The organism is Streptomyces sp. CA-251247 (genome assembly GCF_050952975.1).
Taxonomy (GTDB): Bacteria; Actinomycetota; Actinomycetes; order Streptomycetales; family Streptomycetaceae; genus Streptomyces; species Streptomyces achmelvichensis.
Genome location: NZ_CP191861.1, coordinates 6508903 through 6527426, shown reverse-complemented (window position 1 = coordinate 6527426; position 18524 = coordinate 6508903). Strand labels below are relative to the sequence as shown.

Annotated in this window: 21 protein-coding genes; 3 read left to right on the top strand and 18 right to left on the bottom strand. The window is 70.2% G+C overall.

Annotation, left to right across the window (positions count from 1 at the left end; translation table 11 throughout):
* Positions 1–17: 17 nt before the first annotated feature.
* The 12 genes from ACQPWZ_RS29020 to ACQPWZ_RS28965 form a co-directional block, all read right to left on the bottom strand.
* Positions 18–761: an amino acid ABC transporter ATP-binding protein gene (locus ACQPWZ_RS29020; RefSeq protein WP_340476230.1), complete on the bottom strand. Its 744-nt coding sequence runs from the start codon at positions 759–761 to the stop codon at positions 18–20.
* Between the two features lie 111 nt (positions 762–872).
* The gene (locus ACQPWZ_RS29015) at positions 873–1322 is read right to left on the bottom strand and encodes a DUF6278 family protein (RefSeq protein WP_327678842.1); all 450 of its coding nucleotides are present in this window, start codon (positions 1320–1322) and stop codon (positions 873–875) included.
* A 58-nt stretch (positions 1323–1380) separates the two neighbouring features.
* Complete coding sequence (locus tag ACQPWZ_RS29010; protein WP_340476229.1) at positions 1381–2160, bottom strand: exodeoxyribonuclease III; 780 nt, start codon at positions 2158–2160, stop codon at positions 1381–1383.
* Between the two features lie 30 nt (positions 2161–2190).
* Positions 2191–2823 (bottom strand): MBL fold metallo-hydrolase, encoded by a 633-nt coding sequence (locus ACQPWZ_RS29005; protein WP_356702513.1) that lies wholly within the window; start codon positions 2821–2823, stop codon positions 2191–2193.
* Between the two features lie 12 nt (positions 2824–2835).
* Positions 2836–4122, bottom strand: coding sequence for a 4-carboxymuconolactone decarboxylase (gene pcaC / locus ACQPWZ_RS29000; protein ID WP_433572769.1), 1287 nt, complete (start codon positions 4120–4122; stop codon positions 2836–2838).
* A gap of 80 nt (positions 4123–4202) precedes the next feature.
* Complete coding sequence (locus ACQPWZ_RS28995; RefSeq protein ID WP_383234559.1) at positions 4203–4778, bottom strand: hypothetical protein; 576 nt, start codon at positions 4776–4778, stop codon at positions 4203–4205.
* Between the two features lie 2 nt (positions 4779–4780).
* Positions 4781–5941: an ROK family glucokinase gene (locus ACQPWZ_RS28990; protein WP_340476225.1), complete on the bottom strand. Its 1161-nt coding sequence runs from the start codon at positions 5939–5941 to the stop codon at positions 4781–4783.
* Positions 5942–6072: 131 nt separating this feature from the next.
* Positions 6073–6918, bottom strand: a complete 846-nt coding sequence (locus tag ACQPWZ_RS28985; protein ID WP_313943284.1) for an ATP-binding cassette domain-containing protein — start codon at positions 6916–6918, stop codon at positions 6073–6075.
* Complete coding sequence (locus ACQPWZ_RS28980) at positions 6915–7976, bottom strand: ABC transporter permease (protein WP_313943285.1); 1062 nt, start codon at positions 7974–7976, stop codon at positions 6915–6917. The genes ACQPWZ_RS28985 and ACQPWZ_RS28980 overlap by 4 nt, the downstream gene beginning before the upstream one ends.
* Positions 7973–8986 (bottom strand): sugar ABC transporter substrate-binding protein, encoded by a 1014-nt coding sequence (locus ACQPWZ_RS28975; protein ID WP_433572768.1) that lies wholly within the window; start codon positions 8984–8986, stop codon positions 7973–7975. The genes ACQPWZ_RS28980 and ACQPWZ_RS28975 overlap by 4 nt, the downstream gene beginning before the upstream one ends.
* 119 nt (positions 8987–9105) lie before the next feature.
* Positions 9106–10104 (bottom strand): sugar ABC transporter substrate-binding protein, encoded by a 999-nt coding sequence (locus ACQPWZ_RS28970; RefSeq protein WP_433572767.1) that lies wholly within the window; start codon positions 10102–10104, stop codon positions 9106–9108.
* A gap of 161 nt (positions 10105–10265) precedes the next feature.
* Positions 10266–10985, bottom strand: a complete 720-nt coding sequence (locus ACQPWZ_RS28965) for a GntR family transcriptional regulator (RefSeq protein ID WP_405576022.1) — start codon at positions 10983–10985, stop codon at positions 10266–10268.
* Positions 10986–11140: 155 nt separating this feature from the next.
* On the opposite strand from ACQPWZ_RS28965, the gene ACQPWZ_RS28960 reads away from it, so the two are divergent.
* A complete protein-coding gene (locus ACQPWZ_RS28960; protein WP_405573767.1) occupies positions 11141–12145 on the top strand; it encodes a Gfo/Idh/MocA family protein in 1005 nt (334 codons plus the stop codon).
* Positions 12146–12247: 102 nt separating this feature from the next.
* Here the strand turns inward: ACQPWZ_RS28960 and ACQPWZ_RS28955 are convergent, their stop codons facing one another.
* The 4 genes from ACQPWZ_RS28955 to ACQPWZ_RS28940 form a co-directional block, all read right to left on the bottom strand.
* Positions 12248–12667: a PaaI family thioesterase gene (locus tag ACQPWZ_RS28955; protein ID WP_340476221.1), complete on the bottom strand. Its 420-nt coding sequence runs from the start codon at positions 12665–12667 to the stop codon at positions 12248–12250.
* An 89-nt stretch (positions 12668–12756) separates the two neighbouring features.
* On the bottom strand, positions 12757–13935 hold the full coding sequence (locus tag ACQPWZ_RS28950) for a cytochrome P450 family protein (RefSeq protein WP_433572766.1): 1179 nt from the start codon (positions 13933–13935) through the stop codon (positions 12757–12759).
* Positions 13936–13944: 9 nt separating this feature from the next.
* Positions 13945–14616, bottom strand: a complete 672-nt coding sequence (locus ACQPWZ_RS28945) for a response regulator transcription factor (protein ID WP_340476219.1) — start codon at positions 14614–14616, stop codon at positions 13945–13947.
* Entirely contained in the window at positions 14613–15842 is a 1230-nt protein-coding gene (locus tag ACQPWZ_RS28940) for a sensor histidine kinase (protein WP_433572765.1), read from the bottom strand. The genes ACQPWZ_RS28945 and ACQPWZ_RS28940 overlap by 4 nt, the downstream gene beginning before the upstream one ends.
* Before the next feature lie 146 nt (positions 15843–15988).
* Between ACQPWZ_RS28940 and ACQPWZ_RS28935 the strand changes: the two genes are divergently transcribed.
* A complete protein-coding gene (locus ACQPWZ_RS28935) occupies positions 15989–16201 on the top strand; it encodes a hypothetical protein (protein ID WP_384434160.1) in 213 nt (70 codons plus the stop codon).
* Positions 16202–16243: 42 nt separating this feature from the next.
* On the opposite strand, the gene ACQPWZ_RS28930 is transcribed toward ACQPWZ_RS28935, so the two are convergent.
* The gene (locus tag ACQPWZ_RS28930) at positions 16244–16618 is read right to left on the bottom strand and encodes a hypothetical protein (RefSeq protein ID WP_340476216.1); all 375 of its coding nucleotides are present in this window, start codon (positions 16616–16618) and stop codon (positions 16244–16246) included.
* Between the two features lie 36 nt (positions 16619–16654).
* On the bottom strand, positions 16655–17269 hold the full coding sequence (locus ACQPWZ_RS28925; protein ID WP_433572764.1) for a dihydrofolate reductase family protein: 615 nt from the start codon (positions 17267–17269) through the stop codon (positions 16655–16657).
* A 228-nt stretch (positions 17270–17497) separates the two neighbouring features.
* Here ACQPWZ_RS28925 and ACQPWZ_RS28920 point away from each other — a divergent pair, with 228 nt between their 5' ends.
* Positions 17498–18226, top strand: coding sequence for an SDR family NAD(P)-dependent oxidoreductase (locus tag ACQPWZ_RS28920; RefSeq protein ID WP_433572763.1), 729 nt, complete (start codon positions 17498–17500; stop codon positions 18224–18226).
* Positions 18227–18524 lie beyond the last annotated feature (298 nt).

Genomic DNA, 18524 nt, shown 5'->3' with positions numbered 1-18524 from the left:
CGGTACTGCACCCCCCGTCAGTGCTTGAGGATCTTGGACAGGAAGTCCTTGGCGCGGTCGCTCTCCGGGTGGGTGAAGAAGTCCTCCGGGGCACGGTCCTCGATGATGCAGCCGTCGGACATGAACACCACACGGTTGGCGGCGGAGCGGGCGAAGCCCATTTCGTGGGTGACGACGACCATGGTCATCCCCTCGCGGGCGAGCTGCTGCATCACCTCCAGCACCTCGTTGATCATTTCCGGATCGAGGGCGGACGTCGGCTCGTCGAAGAGCATGACCTTGGGGTCCATCGCGAGCGCGCGGGCGATGGCGACGCGCTGCTGCTGGCCGCCGGAGAGCTGGGCGGGGTACTTGTCGGCCTGGGAGGCGAGTCCGACGCGGTCGAGAAGCTCATGGGCGCGTCGGTGCGCGTCGCCCTTCGAGCGGCCGCGGACCTTGACCGGTGCGAGGGCGACATTGGCCAGCACGGTCTTGTGCGCGAAGAGGTTGAAGGACTGGAAGACCATGCCGACGTCGGCGCGGAGTTTCGCCAGTCCCTTCCCCTCCTCCGGGAGGGGTTGACCGTCGATGGTGATGCTGCCGGATTCGATGGTCTCGAGTCTGTTCACGGTCCGGCAGAGGGTCGATTTGCCGGAGCCCGAGGGGCCGATGACCACCACCACCTCCCCGCGCCCGACGGTGAGGTTGATGTCCTGGAGGACGTGCAACTGTCCGTAGTACTTGTTGACGTCGCGCAGCTCGATCAACGGATCAACGGCCATAGACTGCCCTACCCACCCATCGCTGTGTCGAGGTCAGCGCAAACTATCCAGCCCGATAAGGGACTTCACACCCGACACGCATAAATGGGGCATAAGCCGTATTTACCAACTTCAGGCTTCGGCGGCCTCCGCGTAGACCTGGGAAAGCTCCGGCGAACCGTTGACGGCCCAGTCCAGACCGGCCTCCACGACGCTGATCTCACGGCCGGAGACGAGGCGCACCACCGGGCTGCCGCCCGGCCAGATGTGCCAGCTGGCGCCCGGGACGGTACGGACGATCACCGTGCCGAGGTAGAGCCCCGCGTCGTTGCCGAGCCAGGGCAGCTCCTCGGGGTCGTCGCGCCAGCGTGGCGGCAGCTGGTCGAGGGCGCTCAAGGATGCCGGTGAGTCGTCCAGTTCGAGCCCGGCCTGGCCCACTCGGACACGCAGCAGCTCGCACTCCGAGAGCAGCTCGGCGATGGCGGCCGCGCGCTCGGGGTCCTTCTCGGCGGCCGCGAAGTCACTCTCACCGGTGTCGGCGCTGTGCCGCTTGAGCCAGTTGTCCAAGAAAGGGATGTTCATACCGCTCAGCCTCGCATCTCGGCAGCCTGACGCACCACAGGGCACGCGTCGGCAGTCGTCAGATGTCCAGATCCACCACCACCGGCGCATGGTCCGACGCGCCCTTGCCCTTGCGCTCCTCACGGTCCACGAAGCTGTCCTTGACGGCCTTGGTGAACGGTTCGTTGCCGTAGACCAGGTCGATACGCATGCCGCGGTTCTTCGGGAAGGCCAGCTGGCGGTAGTCCCAGTAGGTGAAAGGCTGGTCGTACTTGAGCGGACGCGGCACCACGTCGGACAGACCGGCCTCGCGCAGCGAGGCGAGGGCCGCACGCTCGGGCTCGGTGACATGGGTGCTGCCCTCGAAGACCGACCGGTCCCACACATCGTCGTCGGTCGGCGCGATGTTGAAGTCGCCCAGCACCGCGAAGGGGCGGCTGCCCGCCGTGTCCTCGGCCACCGACAGCTTGAGCGCGTCGAGCCAGCTCAGCTTGTAGGTGTAGTGGTCGTGGGCGACCTCGCGGCCGTTGGGGACATAGACCGACCGGAGGCGGACCGGTCCGCAGGTGCCGGCGATCGACCGCGGTTCCTGCGTGCCCTCGTAGTCCGGGCCGTCGGGCAGGCCTTTGACCACGTCCTCCAGACCGACCCGGGAGACGAGCGCCACGCCGTTCCACCGGCCGGCGGCGTGGACCGCCGACTCGTAGCCGATCTCGCGCAGCGCGTCGGCCGGGAACTGCTCCTCGGTGCACTTGGTCTCCTGGAGGCACACCACATCGGTGCCGCTGCTCTCCAGCCAGGCCAGCAGCCGGGGCAGCCGGGCGGTGATCGAGTTGACGTTCCACGTGGCGATACGCATGAGGAGAAGCCTAGCCGCGGGGTGTGACAGTCACAGGTCCGCCGTCTCCCCCGGGCCGAGCCGGTCGTGCTCCGCGCCGCTGAGATTGCCGAGATGCTGGTCGTACAGAGGGCGTGCGAGGTCGGTGAGCAGGGCGTCGTGGATGTCGACGGACCGCCGCGGCTTCACCTCGCGTACATAGTCGATGATCTCCGCGATCTTGTTCCACGGCGCGTGCACCGGAAGCATCAGCGTCTCGACGGGGTGGTCCGGAACCGTCAGCGCGTCGCCGGGGTGGAAGACCGAACCGTCCACCAGGTAGCCGACGTTGGTGATCCGCGGCAGGTCCGGGTGGATCACGGCGTGCAGTTCACCGTGGACCTGGACGTCGAAGCCCGCCGCGGTGAAGGTGTCGCCGTGCCCGACGGTGTGGACACGCCCCGGGAACGCCGCCGAGATCTTCTCGGCGACGCTCCGCAGGGTCCAGATCTCCGCCTCGGCGTTGGCCTCCAGCGCCGCCCGCAGCCGTCCCTCGTCGAAGTGGTCGGGGTGCTCGTGGGTGACGAGGACCGCATCGGCTCCGACGGCGGCGTCCTCCTCACTGAAGGCGCCGGGGTCGACGACGAGGGTCCGTCCGTCCTTCTCCAGCCGGATGCACGCGTGCTTCTTCTTCGTGAGCCTCATGACTCCATCCTGCTACGGCCTCGGTGTGGTCTCCTCCTGGATGACGGCCTGGGCTACCTTGAAGGCGGAGTTCGCGGCGGGGACGCCGCAGTAGACGGCGGTGTGGATCAGCACTTCCTTGATCTCGTCGGGCGTGAGCCCGTTGCGCAGTGCCGCCCTGGTGTGGAACGCCAGCTCGTCCAGGTGACCGCCCGCGACCAGCGCGGTCAGGGTGATCACGCTGCGCGTGCGTCTGTCGAGTCCCTCCCGGGTCCACACCTCGCCCCAGGCGTAGCGGGTGATCAGCTCCTGGAAGTCGCCGGTGAAGCCGTCGGCGGCGGCCGTCGCGCGGTCGACGTGCGCGTCGCCCAGCACCGCGCGGCGTACCGTCATCCCCGCCTCGTACGGATCGGGGCGGCCGTGCGTCACCGCCTCGGGCTGTGCGTGACCGGCGGGGGCGATCTCGGCGACCGGGCCCATCGGCGCGGAGACCGCCGGTACCGCGTGCGGCACCGGGATGGCGGTCAGCGTGTCCTGCCAGGCACTGGAGAAGTGGCGCACGAGAAGGTCGGTGACGGCGGAGGGCTGCTCCACGGGCGCGAGGTGCGAGGCACCGGGCACCAGCGCCAGCCGGGCGTCCGGTATGCCGGCGACCAGGGTGCGGGCCTCGGCCGGTCCGGTCACCTGGTCCTCGGAGCCGACCAGGACGAGCGTGGGCACCCCGACACGGCCGAGTTCGGCGCGGACGTCGAAGGCCGCGAGCGCCTCGCAGGTGGCGATGTAGCAGCCGGGGTCGGTGGTGCGCACCATCTGGACCGCCCATTCCACGATCGCCGGCTGCGCGAGGGCGAAGCCCTGGGTGAACCAGCGTTCCGGCGCGCTGCGGGCCATCGGGTCGAGGCCGTTCGTCCGCACGATCACGCCCCGCTGACGGAACTCGTCCGCCGTGCCGAACCGGGGGGACGTGGCGACCAGCGCGAGCGACGCGAGGCGGTGGGGATGGCGCAGCGCCAGTTCGAGGCCGATCGCGCCGCCGACGGAGCAGCCCGCGTAACCGAAGCGCTGGATACCCAGCTCGTCGAGCGTCGTCAGCAGCCGGCCGGCGAGCTCGGCGACGGAAGGGGCGGGGTACGCGGGAGCGCCGCCGTGCCCGGGGAGGTCGAAGCGGAAGACCCGCCACTGGCGGGCGAGGTCCCCGATCTGGCGGTCCCACATGTGCCAGGTGGTCCCGAGCGAGGGCCCGAGGATGAGTACGGGGGCGTCGTCCGGACCGTCGATCCGGTACTGAAGGGTCTTCGGGGGCGTCTGCGTGTCACTCACCCGCTCCACGGTAGTGACTCCGGGGTCATGAGTGGACGGCCCCCCTCCGCTCACTGCCACGAGGCCCGGCCGCATGCCGGTCAGGGGGTGGTCGTGGAGACGACGTAGACCTTGGGACGGTCGGTACGGGTCATGTCGACCGTGATGTCCTGGCTGGGCAGCGGGTCCTTCTGCGTATGGCTGGCGCCCGCCCAGTCCCGGGACGGCGGGAACTTCCAGCCGACGGTGTCCGCGTCCCGGTCGCCGATGGTGATCTCGCCGTTCTTCAGCGCCGCACGGTTGATGCCGACGCCCTCCAGGAACAGGTCCAGCCCCGCGGACGTGGTCCGGAACTGCACGAACAGCCGGCTGGTCTTCCAGTTGCTGGTCTCGTAGTACGCGACCCCCTTGGACTTCGGAGGGATCGGCACCCCGAAGACCCGGCGCTTCATCTGCGACGGCCAGGTGTCCCGCAGCCCGCTGGCCGAGGACTCGGCCTCCTTGTCCCGGCCGCTGTCCCGGCTCTGCTCGGCGGAGACCACCAGATAGCCGGCCGGGACACCGACGAGCAGCACGATGATGATCGCCGTCAGCCAGCGGCGGCGGATCATGTGGCGTCGGTCCTCCGGCGGACGGAAGTTCTCGTCGGGGGCGGCGGACTGGCGGGGCACGGTCATGACTACGGTTCCTGGGTGGGGCCGGGCGATCCGGCGTTGCGGAGGGCCTGCGCATAGCGCTCGTACCGCTCGTGGCGCTCCACCCGTCGCCGGTTGGTGCGGCGGAAGCGGCGTGCCACGAGCCGAGCGAGGTCGGCCGCGCCGACCATACCCGCCTCGGGCCCGAGCTGCGCCTTCGCGATCTTGGCCTCGGGCCGGTATCCGCGGCCCGTGAGGTGGCGGCGGAAGGCTTCCCGGGCGGGTCCGATGAGCAGGTCGTCGGCGGCGCTGACGCCTCCGCCGATGACGAAGCAGGAGGGGTCGAGCGCGGCGGCGAGGTTGGCGATGCCGACACCGAGCCACTGGCCGATGTCCTGGAACAGTTCGACGCACATGGCGTCGCCCTCACGGGCGAGTTCGGTGATCAGCGGCCCGGTGATGTCGCCGACGTTGCCGCCCACCCGGTCGATGAGGCTGTAGGCGACCGGGGAGTCGGCGGCCGCCAGTTCCCGGGCCTCGCGGACGAGGGCGTTGCCGGAGCTGTACTGCTCCCAGCAGCCGCGGTTTCCGCAGGGGCAGCGGTGCCCGCCGGGGACGACCTGCATATGGCCGAACTCACCCGCGACCCCGTACTTGCCCCGCTTGACCTGGCCGTCCTCGAGGATCGCGCCGCCGATGCCGGTGCCGAGCGTGATCATGACGAGATGGTCCTCGCCGCGGCCCGCGCCGAAGCGCCACTCCGCCCATGCGGCGGTGTTGGCGTCGTTGTCGACGAGTACGGGGACGGCGAGCCGGGCCGTGAGCGCGTCACGCAGGGGTTCGTTGCGCCAGGCGAGGTGCGGGGCGAAGAGCACCGTGGACCGGTCGGCGTCGACCCAGCCGGCCGCTCCGATGCCCACCGCGTGCACGTCGTGCCGGTCGGAGAGGTCGAGCACGAGCTCGCAGATGGTGTCCTCGACGACCTTCGGGCTCTTGGACTTGTCCGGCGTCTCGGTGCGGACCTTCTCCAGGATGACCCCGTCGGCGTCGACGACGCCGGCCATCACCTTCGTGCCGCCGATGTCGATTCCGACGGTCGGCACACGCGGCGCCGTGAGGTGCGACCGCCGCTCCCGGGTGCCGACGGTACGCAGGACGGTGGCGCGGGCGGAGCCGCGGTGGGCGAAGTCGCGGTAGGTGCTCATGTCCCTGCGGGGTTTCGGGGGCGGCTGACGGGCCCGATTCTGCCATCCGGGCCGTCGGCCCGCGGCCCCGGCCGAAGGCCGGACCGGCCCGGAGCCCCTGGGCGGGAGCGCCGGGCCCGCGGTGCGGACGGTTACTGGTCGTGGCCGCCCAGGTGCGTCGGTACCGGCGCTCGTTCCAGTTCGTGGCGCAGGTCCTCCAGCTCGCTGCCGCCCGCCATCTGGCGGGTGAGCTCGTCGAGCGTGACGGAGTCCTTGGTATGGCTGGCGGACATGACACCGCGCTTGAGCAGGATGAAACGGTCGCCGACGAGATAGGCGTGGTGCGGGTTGTGGGTGATCAGCACGACCCCCAGCCCGGCGTCGCGGGCGGCGGCCACATACTTCAGCACCACGCCCGACTGCTTCACCCCGAGTGCGGCGGTCGGTTCATCGAGGACGAGGACCTTCGCCCCGAAGTAGACCGCTCGCGCGATGGCCACGCACTGGCGCTCGCCGCCCGACAACGTCCCGATGGGCTGGTCGACGTCGCGCAGGTCGATCCCCATGCGCAGCAGCTCCGACCTGGTGGTCTCGCGCATCTTGTCGACGTCGAGCCGCTTGAGGGGACCCTTGCCCCTGGTGGGCTCGGAGCCGAGGAAGAAGTTCCGCCAGACCGGCATCAGGGGCACCACGGCGAGATCCTGGTAGACCGTGGCGATGCCGCGGTCCAGCGCCTCGCGGGGGCTCGACAGGTCCGCCTCCTCCCCCTCGATGAGGAAGGTGCCCGCGTCGTGCCGGTGCAGGCCTGCGATGATCTTGATGAGGGTGGACTTGCCGGCGCCGTTGTCGCCGAGGACGCAGGAGATCTCTCCGGCGTGCACCTCCAGCGAGACACCTTCCAGCGCACGGATGTTGCCGTAGTACTTGCTGACGTCGTCGAGCTCGACGAGAGGCGTCCGCCCGGTGTCCGCGGGCTCCGTGGACTTCGGCGTGGTCATCGCGTTGCCTCCGCACGCTTGCGGACCCATGCGTTGAGCAGGGTGGCCAGAAGGAGCATCGCTCCCAGGAAGAACTTGAACCAGTCCGGGTTCCACTCGGCGTAGACGATGCCCTTGCTGGTCATGCCGAAGATGAACGCGCCGACCGCAGAGCCGATCGCGGAGCCGTAGCCGCCGGTGATCAGACAGCCGCCGATGACGGCCGCGATGATGTACGTCAGCTCGTTGCCGACACCCTCGCCGGACTGCACGACGTCGAAGGAGAACAGCAGGTGCTGTCCCGAGATCCAGGCGGCGAACGCGACGCCCATGTAGAGGCCGATCTTGGTCCTCGTGACCGGCACCCCGACCGCGCGGGCCGCGTCCGCGTTGCCGCCGACCGCGAAGATCCAGTTGCCGAAACGGGTGCGCAGCAGAATCCAGGTGGCGAGCGCGACCAGCGCGAACCACCACAGGATCGTCACCTTCAAGGTGATGTCGCCGAGGGTGAGTTCGGAGGCGAAGAGCTTCTGCGCGGAGGTGAAGCCGTCCATGTCGGCGATGGACTTGGTGGAGACCGTGCCGCTGATCAGCTTGGTGAAGCCGAGGTTGAGGCCGGTCAGCATCAGGAACGTGCCGAGCGTGATGATGAAGCTGGGCAGTTTCGTCCGGATCAGCATGTAGCCGTTGAAGACCCCGACGGCGAGCGTCACCACCAGCGAGACGAGCAGCCCGACCCAGACGTTGGCGGTCATCTGGTAGCTGAACATGGCCGAGATCAGCGCGGAGGTCGTCACCATCACACCGGCCGACAGGTCGAACTCGCCGCCGATCATCAGCAGCGCGACCGGCACCGCCATGATGCCGAGCGTGGAGGCCGCGTACAGCACGGTGGAGAAGCTGGACGCCCGCAGGAAGGAGTCCGCGACGATCGAGAAGAAGAGGAAGACCGCGACCGCGCCGACGACCGAGCCCAGTTCGGGCCTCGCCATCAGCTTGCGCAGGGGCGAGGTGCGCATCAGCCGCTCGTCGGTCTTCTCCGGCTGCCTGGTGCCGGCAGGTGGTGCGGTAGCACTCATCGGGTTCCCCGCTCGGTGTAGTCCTCGAGCTCGGCGGCGTTCTCCTTGGTGATGATCTGCGGCCCGGTGAGGACGGGCCGCCCGCCGCCGAGGACATCGGCGTTGTACTGGTAGAGCCACAGCAGGTCGACGGCCTCGTACCCCTGGAGGAACGGCTGCTGGTCGACCGCGAAGCCGAGGGTCCCCGCCTTGAGGCCGCTCGCGACCTTGGCGTTCAGATCGAAGGTGTCGATCTCGGCCTTGCTGTCCGCGGTCTTCTTCGCCTGGACGGCCGCGTCCGCGAACGGCGCGCCGAGGGTGACGACCGAGTCGATGGAGGGGTCGGCCTGGAGCTTGGCCTCGATGGAGGCCTGCACGTCGGGCATGTTGGTGCCGTCGACGTACAGGTTCTGCAGGGTGCCGTCGAAGGTCTTCTTGGTGCCGGCGCAGCGCTGCTCGTGTCCGACGTTGCCCTGCTCGTGCAGGACGCACAGGGCCTTCTTCTTGCCCCGCTTGTCCAGCTCGTCGCCGACGGCCTCGCCCGCGATGGTCTCGTCCTGGCCGATGTGCGTCAGCGCGCCGTACGGCAGGGACTGCTCGGATCCCGAGTTGACGGTGATCACGGGGATCCCGGCCGCGGTGGCCTTGGCGAGGACGCCCTTCATCGCGTCCGGCTTGGCGAGCGTCACGATCAGGCCGTCGACCTTCTTGTCGATGGCGGCCTGCACGAGCTGGGCCTGCTGCTGGCCCTCGTCGCTGTGGGAGTACAGGAAATTGATGTTGTCCTTGGCGGCGGCCTGCTTGGCGCCGTTCTGGACGATGTCCCAGAAGGTGTCGCCGTCGCCCGAGTGGGTGACCATCGCGAAGGTCCAGCGAGGGGTGTTCACGGCGGCCTTGCCGGCCGCGGCCTGTGCCTTGCGCGCGTCCTCGGCCCGCTTCCCGCCGGTGCTGCTGCATCCCGCGAGGGAGGCTCCGAGTACCGCCGCCAGCAGCGCGCCCAGTGCGCGTACCCCAGTCCTTGCCCTAGCCACGACGCCGTGCCCTTCTTGCCGATTCTCCCGGTGCGGCCGGGGGGCGTGTCCTCGCGCCCCGGCCGCCCAAGTATGTGTCACGGCAGGTGGGAGGGTCGGCATCGGGTGGGCCGGGTACGTCATCGGGTTCCGTCGGCGGTGAGCTTCTCCAGCGTGGGCACGTCCTTCTCGGTGACGAGCGCCGGGCCGGTGAGGACGGGCTTGCCGCCGCCGATGACGTTCAGGTTGGTCTTGTTGAGCCACAGCTCGTCGATGGCGAGGTAGCCCTGGAGGTAGGGCTGCTGGTCGACGGCGAAGCCGATCTCGCCGGCCTTGAGCTGTTTGACCACCTCGGCGTTGAGGTCGAAGGTGTTGACCTCCGCCTTCGAGCCCGCGCCCGACTTGGCCTTGACGGAGGCGGCGGCGAACGGGGCGCCGAGCGTGACCACGGAGTCGATGTCCTTGCCGCTCTGCAGCTTCGCCTCGATGGAGGAGGTGGAGGCGGGCATGTTGGTGCCCTCCACGTTGAGGTTCTCGACCGTGCCCTTGAAGGTCTTCTTGACTCCGGCGCAACGGGCTTCGAGAGAGACGTTGCCCTGCTCGTGGATGACGCAGAGCGCCTTCTTCTTGCCGCGCTTGTTGAGTTCCTCGCCGACCGCCTCGCCGGCGACGGCCTCGTCCTGGCCGATGTGGCTGAGTGCGCCGAGCGCCTCGGAGAACTCGGCGCCGGAGTTGATCGTGACGACGGGTATCCCGGCCGCGACGGCCTTCTTGACGACGGCGCCGACCGCCTCGGGCTTGGCGAGGGTGACGATGATCCCGTCGACCTTCTGGTCGATGTAGGTCTGGACGAGCTGCGCCTGCTCCTTGCCCTCCTTGTTGGCGGCGTAGAGGAACTCGACGTTGTCCTTCTTGGCCGCGACCTTGGCGCCGCTCTGGACGATGTCCCAGAAGGTGTCGCCCTCACCGGAGTGCGTGACCATGGCGATCTTGAGGCGCTCGGTGGCCGCGGGGACGCCGCCTCCGCCGTCCTTGGAGGTGTCCTCCTTGGCCTCCTTGCCGCCGGAACTGCTGCATCCTGCGACGGCGACCAGGGCGCATGCGGCGAGCACGGCTGCTGCCTTGCGGTGGGTTCGCATGGTGGGGTCCGCCTTCTCTCCCGGCCGCCCGGTTGCGGCTGGGTGAGTTTCTACGGCGACGGCCGCACCCCGTCAAGACTTTGTCCGAACATTCTTACCAGAAGGACATTCTTACGTGACCTGATCATGTCCGTCGTCCGCCGGAAGGTCTCCGGCCGCGCTCAGGGGCGTACGAGGAGCTGGAACTCGAAGGCGTAGCGCGAGGCGCGGTAGATGTGCGAGCCGAACTCGACGGCGCGGCCGGTGTCGTCGAAGGTGGTGCGCTCCATGGTCAGCACCGGCCCGCCGGCCTCCTCGGTGAGGAGTTCCGCCTCGGGGCCGCTGGCGGCCCGCGCCCCGACGGACTGGCGGGCACTGTGCAGAGTGATGCCCGCGGAGCGCATCATCCGGTACAGACCGGTGGCCTCCAGCCGCGCGGTGTCGTAGTCGAGCAGTCCGGCGGGCAGGTGGTTGCGCAGCAGGGCCATGGGCTCGCCGTGGGCGTACCGCAGCCGCTCGATCAGCTGGACCTCACTGCCCTCCGTGACGCCGAGAGCCGCGGCGACCTGGGCACTCGCGCTCTCGACGGCATTGCTCAGGACGATCGTGGCGGGCCGCTGACCGGCCGCCTCCAGATCGTCGTAGAGGCTACTGAGCTCCAGCGGACGCTTGACCTGGCTGTGCACGACCTGGGTGCCGACGCCGCGGCGGCGCACCAGCAGGCCCTTGTCGACGAGGGACTGGATCGCCTGGCGGACGGTGGGTCGGGACAGCCCGAGCCGGCCGGCCAGCTCGATCTCGTTGCCGAGCAGACTGCCGGGGGTGAGGGTTCCTCTCTCGATGGCCGCTTCCAGCTGCTGCGACAGCTGGAAGTAGAGCGGGACCGGACTGGTGCGGTCCACGCTCAGCTGGAGAGACAGGGACGAGTCCGTCACGTGTCTGGGCTGCTTGGGCACGGGCCGAGCGTAGTCGCCGCTCATGTTGACGGGAAGTCGTGAAGTTCGGTTGTCAGGACAAAGTCTTGACACAGTGCCCGGCCCGGCTCCATTTTTGGGCCATGCGCATCGGACTGATCGGAACCGGACGAATCGGCACCTTCCACGCGGGCGTGCTCGCCCGCCACCGGGAGGTCGGATCCCTGGTCGTGGCGGACGCCGACCCGGCGAGGGCGGCCGCGGTCGCCGAGCGGACCGGGGCCACGGCGGCGCCCAGCGCGCACGAGATCTTCACCTGGGGCGTGGACGCGGTGGTGATCGCCTCGGCGACGGCCTCCCACGCGGAACTGATCGGCCGCGCCGCCCGGGCCGGGCTCCCCGCCTTCTGCGAGAAGCCGATCGCGGTGGACCTGCCGGGCACGCTGGGTGCGCTGCGCGAGGTGGAGACGGCGGGTACGGAGCTCCAGCTCGGCTTCATGCGCCGCTTCGACGCCGGGTACACCGTGGCCCGCGACCTGGTGCGGTCGGGAGCCCTCGGCCGCCTGCACACGGTCCGGGCGATCACCTCCGACCCGGCGCCGCCGCCCGCCGACTATCTGCCGCTGTCGGGCGGCCTGTACCGGGACTGTCTGGTCCACGACTTCGACATCCTGCGCTGGGTCACCGGGCGCGAGGTGGTGGAGGTCTACGCGACCGGCTCGGACGCGGGACCGCCGATGTTCCGCGAGGCGGGCGACGTCGACACGGCGGCCGCGGTGCTGACCCTGGACGACGGGACGCTCGCCACGGCCACGGCCACACGGTGCAACGGCGCCGGCTACGACGTCCGGATGGAGCTCGCGGGCGAACTGGACCAGGTCGCGGTCGGTCTCGACGACCGCACCCCGATCAGCTCGACCGAGCCGCAGGGCGCCCCGGCGGCCGACAAGCCGTGGCCGGGCTTCCTGGAACGCTTCGCCCCCGCGTACGAGGCGGAGCTGGACGCGTTCGTCCGGATGGTCCAGGGCGAGGGCACGAATCCGTGCGACGGACGGGAGGCGCTGACGGCTCTGCGGATCGCGGAGGCGTGCGAACTGTCCCGCCGTGAGCACAGGCCGGTGCGGCTGGAGGAGATCGCGGGCGCCTGAGGGGTCCGCGGTCGGGACGTCCGGGGCACCTGAGCCGGCCCACGGTCAGAACATCCGGGCACGTGAGGGGGCCTCAGAACGTCCGGGGCACGTGCGGCAGCCTCAGGGCGTCTGGGCCGAGAGCACCGTGCCCTGGGCCACCGCGCACAGTGTCTCCTCGCCGCCCTCCCCCACCGCCAGAAGATCGCACCGCACCACGGCCTGCCGCCGCCCGCTGTGCACGACGGTGGCCCGTGCCCGGAGGATCACCCCGGTGGCGGGCCGGACGTACTGCACGGAGAACCCCGCGGTGAGGACGGCGGGCCCGAGGGTGGTGCCGGCGGCGAAGGTGATCGAGTTGTCGGCGGCGTAGGCGAGGACACCGCCGTGCAGATACCCGTTCTGCTGCCGCAACTCGTCCCGTACATCGAGCTCCAGCACGGCGGCCCCGTCCCCGAACGCGGTGATGCGCGCCTGGAGCAGCCGGCTGAAGGGCTGGCTGTCGAGGACCTTCTGCGCGAGGCCGAGGTCAAATCCGGTCATGGTGGGGCTCCTCGGTATCCGTTGCCGCTCTCGTGCTTCTGCCGCCGTCGGTCACGACGACCTACCGCGCCCGGTGCGCCATCGTCGCCCTACCAGCGCACGGGGAGGCTGCGTACGCCCCGCATCAGCAGCCCCGGGATCCACTCCGGCGGGCCCGCCGACGGGTCCAGGGAGAGGTCGGGGCAGCGGATGAGCAGCGACTGGAGAGCGATCCGGGTTTCCAGGCGGGCCAGGGGCGCGCCCAGGCAGAAGTGGATGCCGTGGCCGAACGCCACATGGCCGCGGGTGTCGCGGCGGATGTCGAAGGTGTCCGGGGCCCCGTAGCGGGCCGGGTCGCGGTCGGCCGCCGCGAGGCCGACCAGGACCATCGCGCCGGCCGGGAGCGTCCGGTCGCCGATCCGCAGGGACTCGGCGGTGAAGCGCACGGTCGCCGCCTCCACCGGTCCGTCGTAGCGCAGCATCTCCTCGACCGCGCCGTCCAGGAGGGAGAGGTCGGCGCGCAGGGCGGCCAGTTGATCGGGGTGCGCGAGCAGGGCCCGTACGCCGTTGCCGATCAGATTGACCGTCGTCTCGTGGCCCGCGATCAGCAGCAGATAGGCCAGTGCCCGCAGTTCGGCGGCCGAGAGCCGGTCGTCGTCCTCCGCGCGGGCGGTTATCAGGGCGGACAGCAGGTCACCCGTCGGCCCCTGGCAGCGTTTGTCCTCGATCAAGTCGTCGAGATAGACGGCCAGTTCGTCGACGGCCCCCTCCAGCTCGGCCTGCCCGGAGGGTGCCACCACCTCGTTGGACCAGGCGCGGAAGGCGTCACGGTCCGCGGCCGGCACGCCCAGCAGCTCACAGATGACGATGATCGGCAACGGGAAGGCGAGGGCGTCGACCAGGTCGCCCCGCCCCGCAGGCAGCATCGCGTCGAGCAGCTCATCGGTGATCTGCCGGATGCGCGGGGCCAGTTGCTCCACGCGGCGTCCGGTGAACTCCCGCGCCACCAGTCTGCGCAGCCGTGTGTGGTCCGGCGGGTCCAGGACCAGCAGATTCGGCCCGATGACCCGCTCGTCCAGCATCATCCGGCCGACCACGGCCGGTGACTTCAGCAGCCTCGGGTCGGCCAGCGCGGCGCGCGCCTCCTCATGGCCGACGATCAGCCAGAACTCGTCGCCCTGCGCCCCGCGCATCTGATGGACGGGACCGGCCTCGCGCCACTTCGCGTAGTACGGATACGGATCGGCGACGAAGTCCGCCCCGTACTCCCCCAGATCGATGATCGCCACCCCGCCAGCCTACGTCGGCCCCTCCTCGTCCAGCAGGCCCGCGTCGTGCGCGAGCAGCGCGATCTGGACACGGTTGTTGAGATCCAGCTTGGCGAGGATGCGCGACACATGGGTCTTCACGGTCGGCACGCTCATGTACAGCGTCGCCGCGATCTCCGCGTTGGACTGGCCGCGGCCCACCGCGACCGCCACCTCCCGCTCCCGTTCCGCGAGCGAGTGCAGGCGCTGGGCCGCGGTGCCGCGGCGCGGGTCGGGCACCCGGTCGGCGACGTGCGACATCAGCTGGCGGGTCACGGCCGGGGAGAGCACCGGGTCCCCGGAGGCCACCCGCCGCACCGCGGCGACGATCTCGGCCGGCGGGGTGTCCTTGAGGACGAACCCGGCCGCCCCGGCCCGCAGCGCCCGCAGCACCTGCTCGTCCGCGTGGAACGTGGTGAGCACGACGACCTCGGGGGCGTCGGGCCTGCGCCGCAGCTCCTCGGTGGCGCGCAGTCCGTCCACCGTCGGCATCCGGATGTCCATCAGCACGACGTCGGGCGAGAGGCGGTCGATCAGTTCCGGTACCTCGGAACCGTCCGCGCCCTCCCCGACGATCTCGAGGTCGTCGGCCCCGCCGAGCATGAACGAGAGGCCGGCTCGGACCAGGGGGTCGTCATCGACGACGAGCAACCGGATAGTCATGCGGCCCACGGTAGCCAGGCCCGGACGTGGAATCCGCCGTCTCCGGTGGCTCCGTGCTCGAGGCTGCCGCCGGCGAGCGAGGCCCGTTCGGTGAGCCCGATCAGCCCCTGGCCGGAACCGGGCACGGTGCCGACGTCATCGACCGGAGCGGGATTGTCGACCGCGACGGTGACCCCGTCGCCCGGGCCTCCGCCGACGGCGACGGTGACCTCGGCGCCCGGCGCGTGTTTGCGGGCGTTGGTGAGGCCCTCCTGGGCGATGCGGTAGACGGTGCGCCCCACGATCGCCGGGACGGATGCCGTGTCGGTGATGCGGTTGTCGAGGGTCACCTTCATCCCGGCCTCGCGGGACTCGGCGACCAGCGCCTCGAGCGTGGCGAGCGTCGGCTGCGGACGGTCGCCGTGGTCGCCCTCGCCGGGTGCCCGGAGCACGCCGATGATCTCGCGGAGGTCCTGGAGCGCGTCGTGTGCGCTGTCGCGGATCACCCCGGCGGCCCGTGCGACCTCGGCGGGTGGCGCGTCCGGCCGGAATTCGAGGGCGCCCGCGTGCACGCTGAGCAGGGTGAGCCGGTGGGCGAGCACGTCGTGCATCTCGCGGGCGATGGCCTCACGGGCCAGCCGCTGGGCCTGCTCGGCCCGGAGCTCTGCCTCCGTCTCGGCCCGCAGGGCCCGCTCCCGCAGCGCCACGACCAGCTGGCGCCGGGCGCGTACCAGCATGCCCCAGCCGATCGCCAGCAGCAGCAGGACGACCCCGGCGATCATCGACACCCAGTAGTTCACCGTCGGGTCGGGGCGCACCAGCGGCTGCACGACGGAGCCGACCAGCGCGACCAGTCCCACCAGGGCGACCGGCCTGAACAGCCGGTGCACGGCGAGGCTGAAGACGGCCACCAGCATCGCGCCCCCGGCGACCGGCGTGAGCACGGTGGCGACGGTCAGGACCAGGGCCAGGCCGACCGGCCAGCGCCGCCGCACCCACAGTGCGCAGCACGCCGCCGCACCCAGCAGCTGATCGGCGAGGACCACCATCTCGGAGGTGTTGTACTGGTCGCTGGCCTCCGCGGCGATCAGTCCGAACAACGCGGCCAGCACGAAGGCGCAGGTGTCCACGATCCAGTCGCGCACGGTCCGCCGGCGCCGGCCCGTGGACGTCTCCCCCCGTGGATCGGGCTCCTGGGGGTCCGCCATGGCCGAGGGCAGCAGCCAGGGGTATTCCGTACGCGTCATACCGACCAAGTTACGCAGGTGGGAGGCGTCGGACAGGCCGGGACGGACGGGAAGCTACCAAAGTCGCCGACGTGGAGACTTTCGGAGCAGGAGTGCATGCCGAGGGCCGACGCGCCGGGGCACGGTGCGGCACGACGATCGCGGGCATGAAGAAGATTCTCGAAGGCGCCGGCCTGATCATGCTCGTGCTGGGGGGCTGCGGCGTGATCCGCGAGCTCACGGGCTGGTTCCGCTTCATGGCCTTCACCCGCTTCCTGACGGAGAACGTCTCCTTCCTCGGGGATGCGGCCCTGCTCACGAACATCGTGATCGCCGTGGTCGGCTTCGCGGTGATGATGATGGCCGACAACCTCAAGTGACGACGGACGCCGGAAGCCGGCGATGCCGGCGGACGGGAACCGTCAGGCCTTCGCCTCGTTGAGCCGGGTCACCTCCGCCAGGTGCTCGCTCATCCGGTTGCTCACCGTGCCGCTGGTGAAGAGCACCGCGCCGACGACGGAGACGGGAACGGACAGCCCGAGCACAGCGATGAGTTCGGGCCAGTCCCGCTCGGCGGGGCACCAAGAGCCGTTGCCGAGCCCTTCGTTGGCGGTGGACCGGTCCGTGAACAGACGTGCCTCGCACTCGTAGCTCGTACCGTCGGCGTCGTAAGGCGTCAGAAGCAGCACCCCGAACCACACCCACAACAGGCTGGAGAGCGCGAGCAGTCCGACGCCCCAGGCCTGAACACGCCGTGCTCGGCTGCGGAATTCGATGTCGTACGGGAGTGATCGCATGGCGGTCCAACCTAGCAACCGTGCACTCCCGGGCTGTCAGGCCCCGTACGTCCCGTACTCGGGGCGGCCGGCCAGTTCGTAGGTCTGGATCGTCACGCCGCTGCCGGTGGTGCGGGCGTCCGTGTGCCGGAACGCCGTGGGCACCGCGCCCTCCGGGAAGAGCCGCAGCCCTTTGCCCAGCACGACGGGGTAGGTCAGCACGTGGAGGGTGTCGATCAGATCGTGCTCCAGCAGCGAGTGGGCGAGCCGGCCGCTGCCGTGGACCTGCACCTCACCGTCCGTGCGCTCCTTGAGCGCGGGGATCTCCTGGGCGAGATCGCCGCGGATGATCGTGGACGGCTCCCAGTCGGCCCGCTCCATCGTGGTGGAGACGACGTACTTCGGCTTGGAGTTGAGCTTCGAGGCGATCGGGTCGTCGGGGTCGGTCACCGTCGGCCAGAACCCGGCGAAGATCTCGTACGTCCGGCGGCCCAGCAGAAACGCACCGACGCGGCCGAAGACGCTGTCCATGAAATGGCCGAAGTCGTCGTCCGCGTAGGGAACGGTCCAGCCACCGAGGTCGAAGCCGTCACGGCGGTCCTCCTCGGGCCCTCCCGGTCCCTGCATGACGCCGTCGAGAGAGACGAAGGTGGTGATCGAGAGCTTCCCCATGAGAGGCACCTGCTTCCGTTGCTCGTGTTCCCCCGGTGGTGATGCGGTCATCAGCTACGACCCTGCCGGCGCCGGGATCTCATCGGTCACCCGGTGTGAGGACGCCCGCCGAAGGGTCACACCGGGATTCAACGTCCGTTTGCCGCCAGCAGCGGGGAGGCCGGGCCGCTTTGCTTGATGTCATCAGTCGTTACGACACGTCATGACACATCATCACAAGGGGAACTCATGTCCAGGACAGCTCTGGTGACCGGTGGCAGCCGCGGAATCGGTGCGGCGATCGCGCTGCGACTCGCGCAGGAAGGCGCCGATGTCGCCATCACCTATGTGCGGAGCGAGGAGGCAGCCCAGGAGGTGGTCCGCAAGATCGAGGCGGCGGGCCGCCGGGGCGTCGCGCTCCGGTCGGACGCCGCCGGTTCGGAAGGCGCCGCCTCTGCCGTCGGCCGCGCGGCCGACGCGCTCGGCCGGCTGGACATCCTGGTCAACAACGCCGGTGTCGGCGTACTCGGACCGGTCGACAGCCTGGCGACGGCCGATGTGGACCGGGTGCTGGCGGTGAACGTCCGCGCGGTCTTCCTCGCCTCCCAGGCGGCAGCGGCCCGGATGGAGCGCGGCGGGCGGATCGTCTCCATCGGCTCCTGTATGACGAAGTACGTGCCGGGGCCGGGAGGCTCGCTCTATGCGATGAGCAAGTCGGCCCTGACGGGCCTGACGAAGGCGCTGGCCCGCGAACTGGGCCCGCGCGGCATCACGGCGAACCTGATCCACCCGGGCCCGATCGACACGGACATGAACCCGTCGGACAGCCCGTACGCGCCTGCCCAGAAGGCGGGCACGGCACTGGACCGCTTCGGTACCGCGGAGGAGGTGGCGTCGCTGGTCGCGTATGTGACGAGCGACGAGGCGTCGTACATCACGGGAGCGGAACTGGCGGTGGACGGCGGCCACGCGGCGTAACGCCGGGGGCGGAAATCAAGCCCGTCCCGCCCGGCATGACGAACCCGGGCGGAAACCCAGCCCGTCCGCCCCGGATCGACGAACCCGGGCGGAAACCCAGCCCGTCCCGCCCGGCATGACGAACCGGGTCGGAAATCAAGCCCGTCCCGCCCGGCATGACGAACCGGGTCGGAAATCCAGCCCGTCCGGCCCGGATTGACGAACCGGGTCGGAAATCAAGCCCGTCCGGCCCGGATTGACGAACCGGGTCGGAAATCAAGCCCGTCCGGCGATTGAGGACACGGCCGAAGGCCGTACC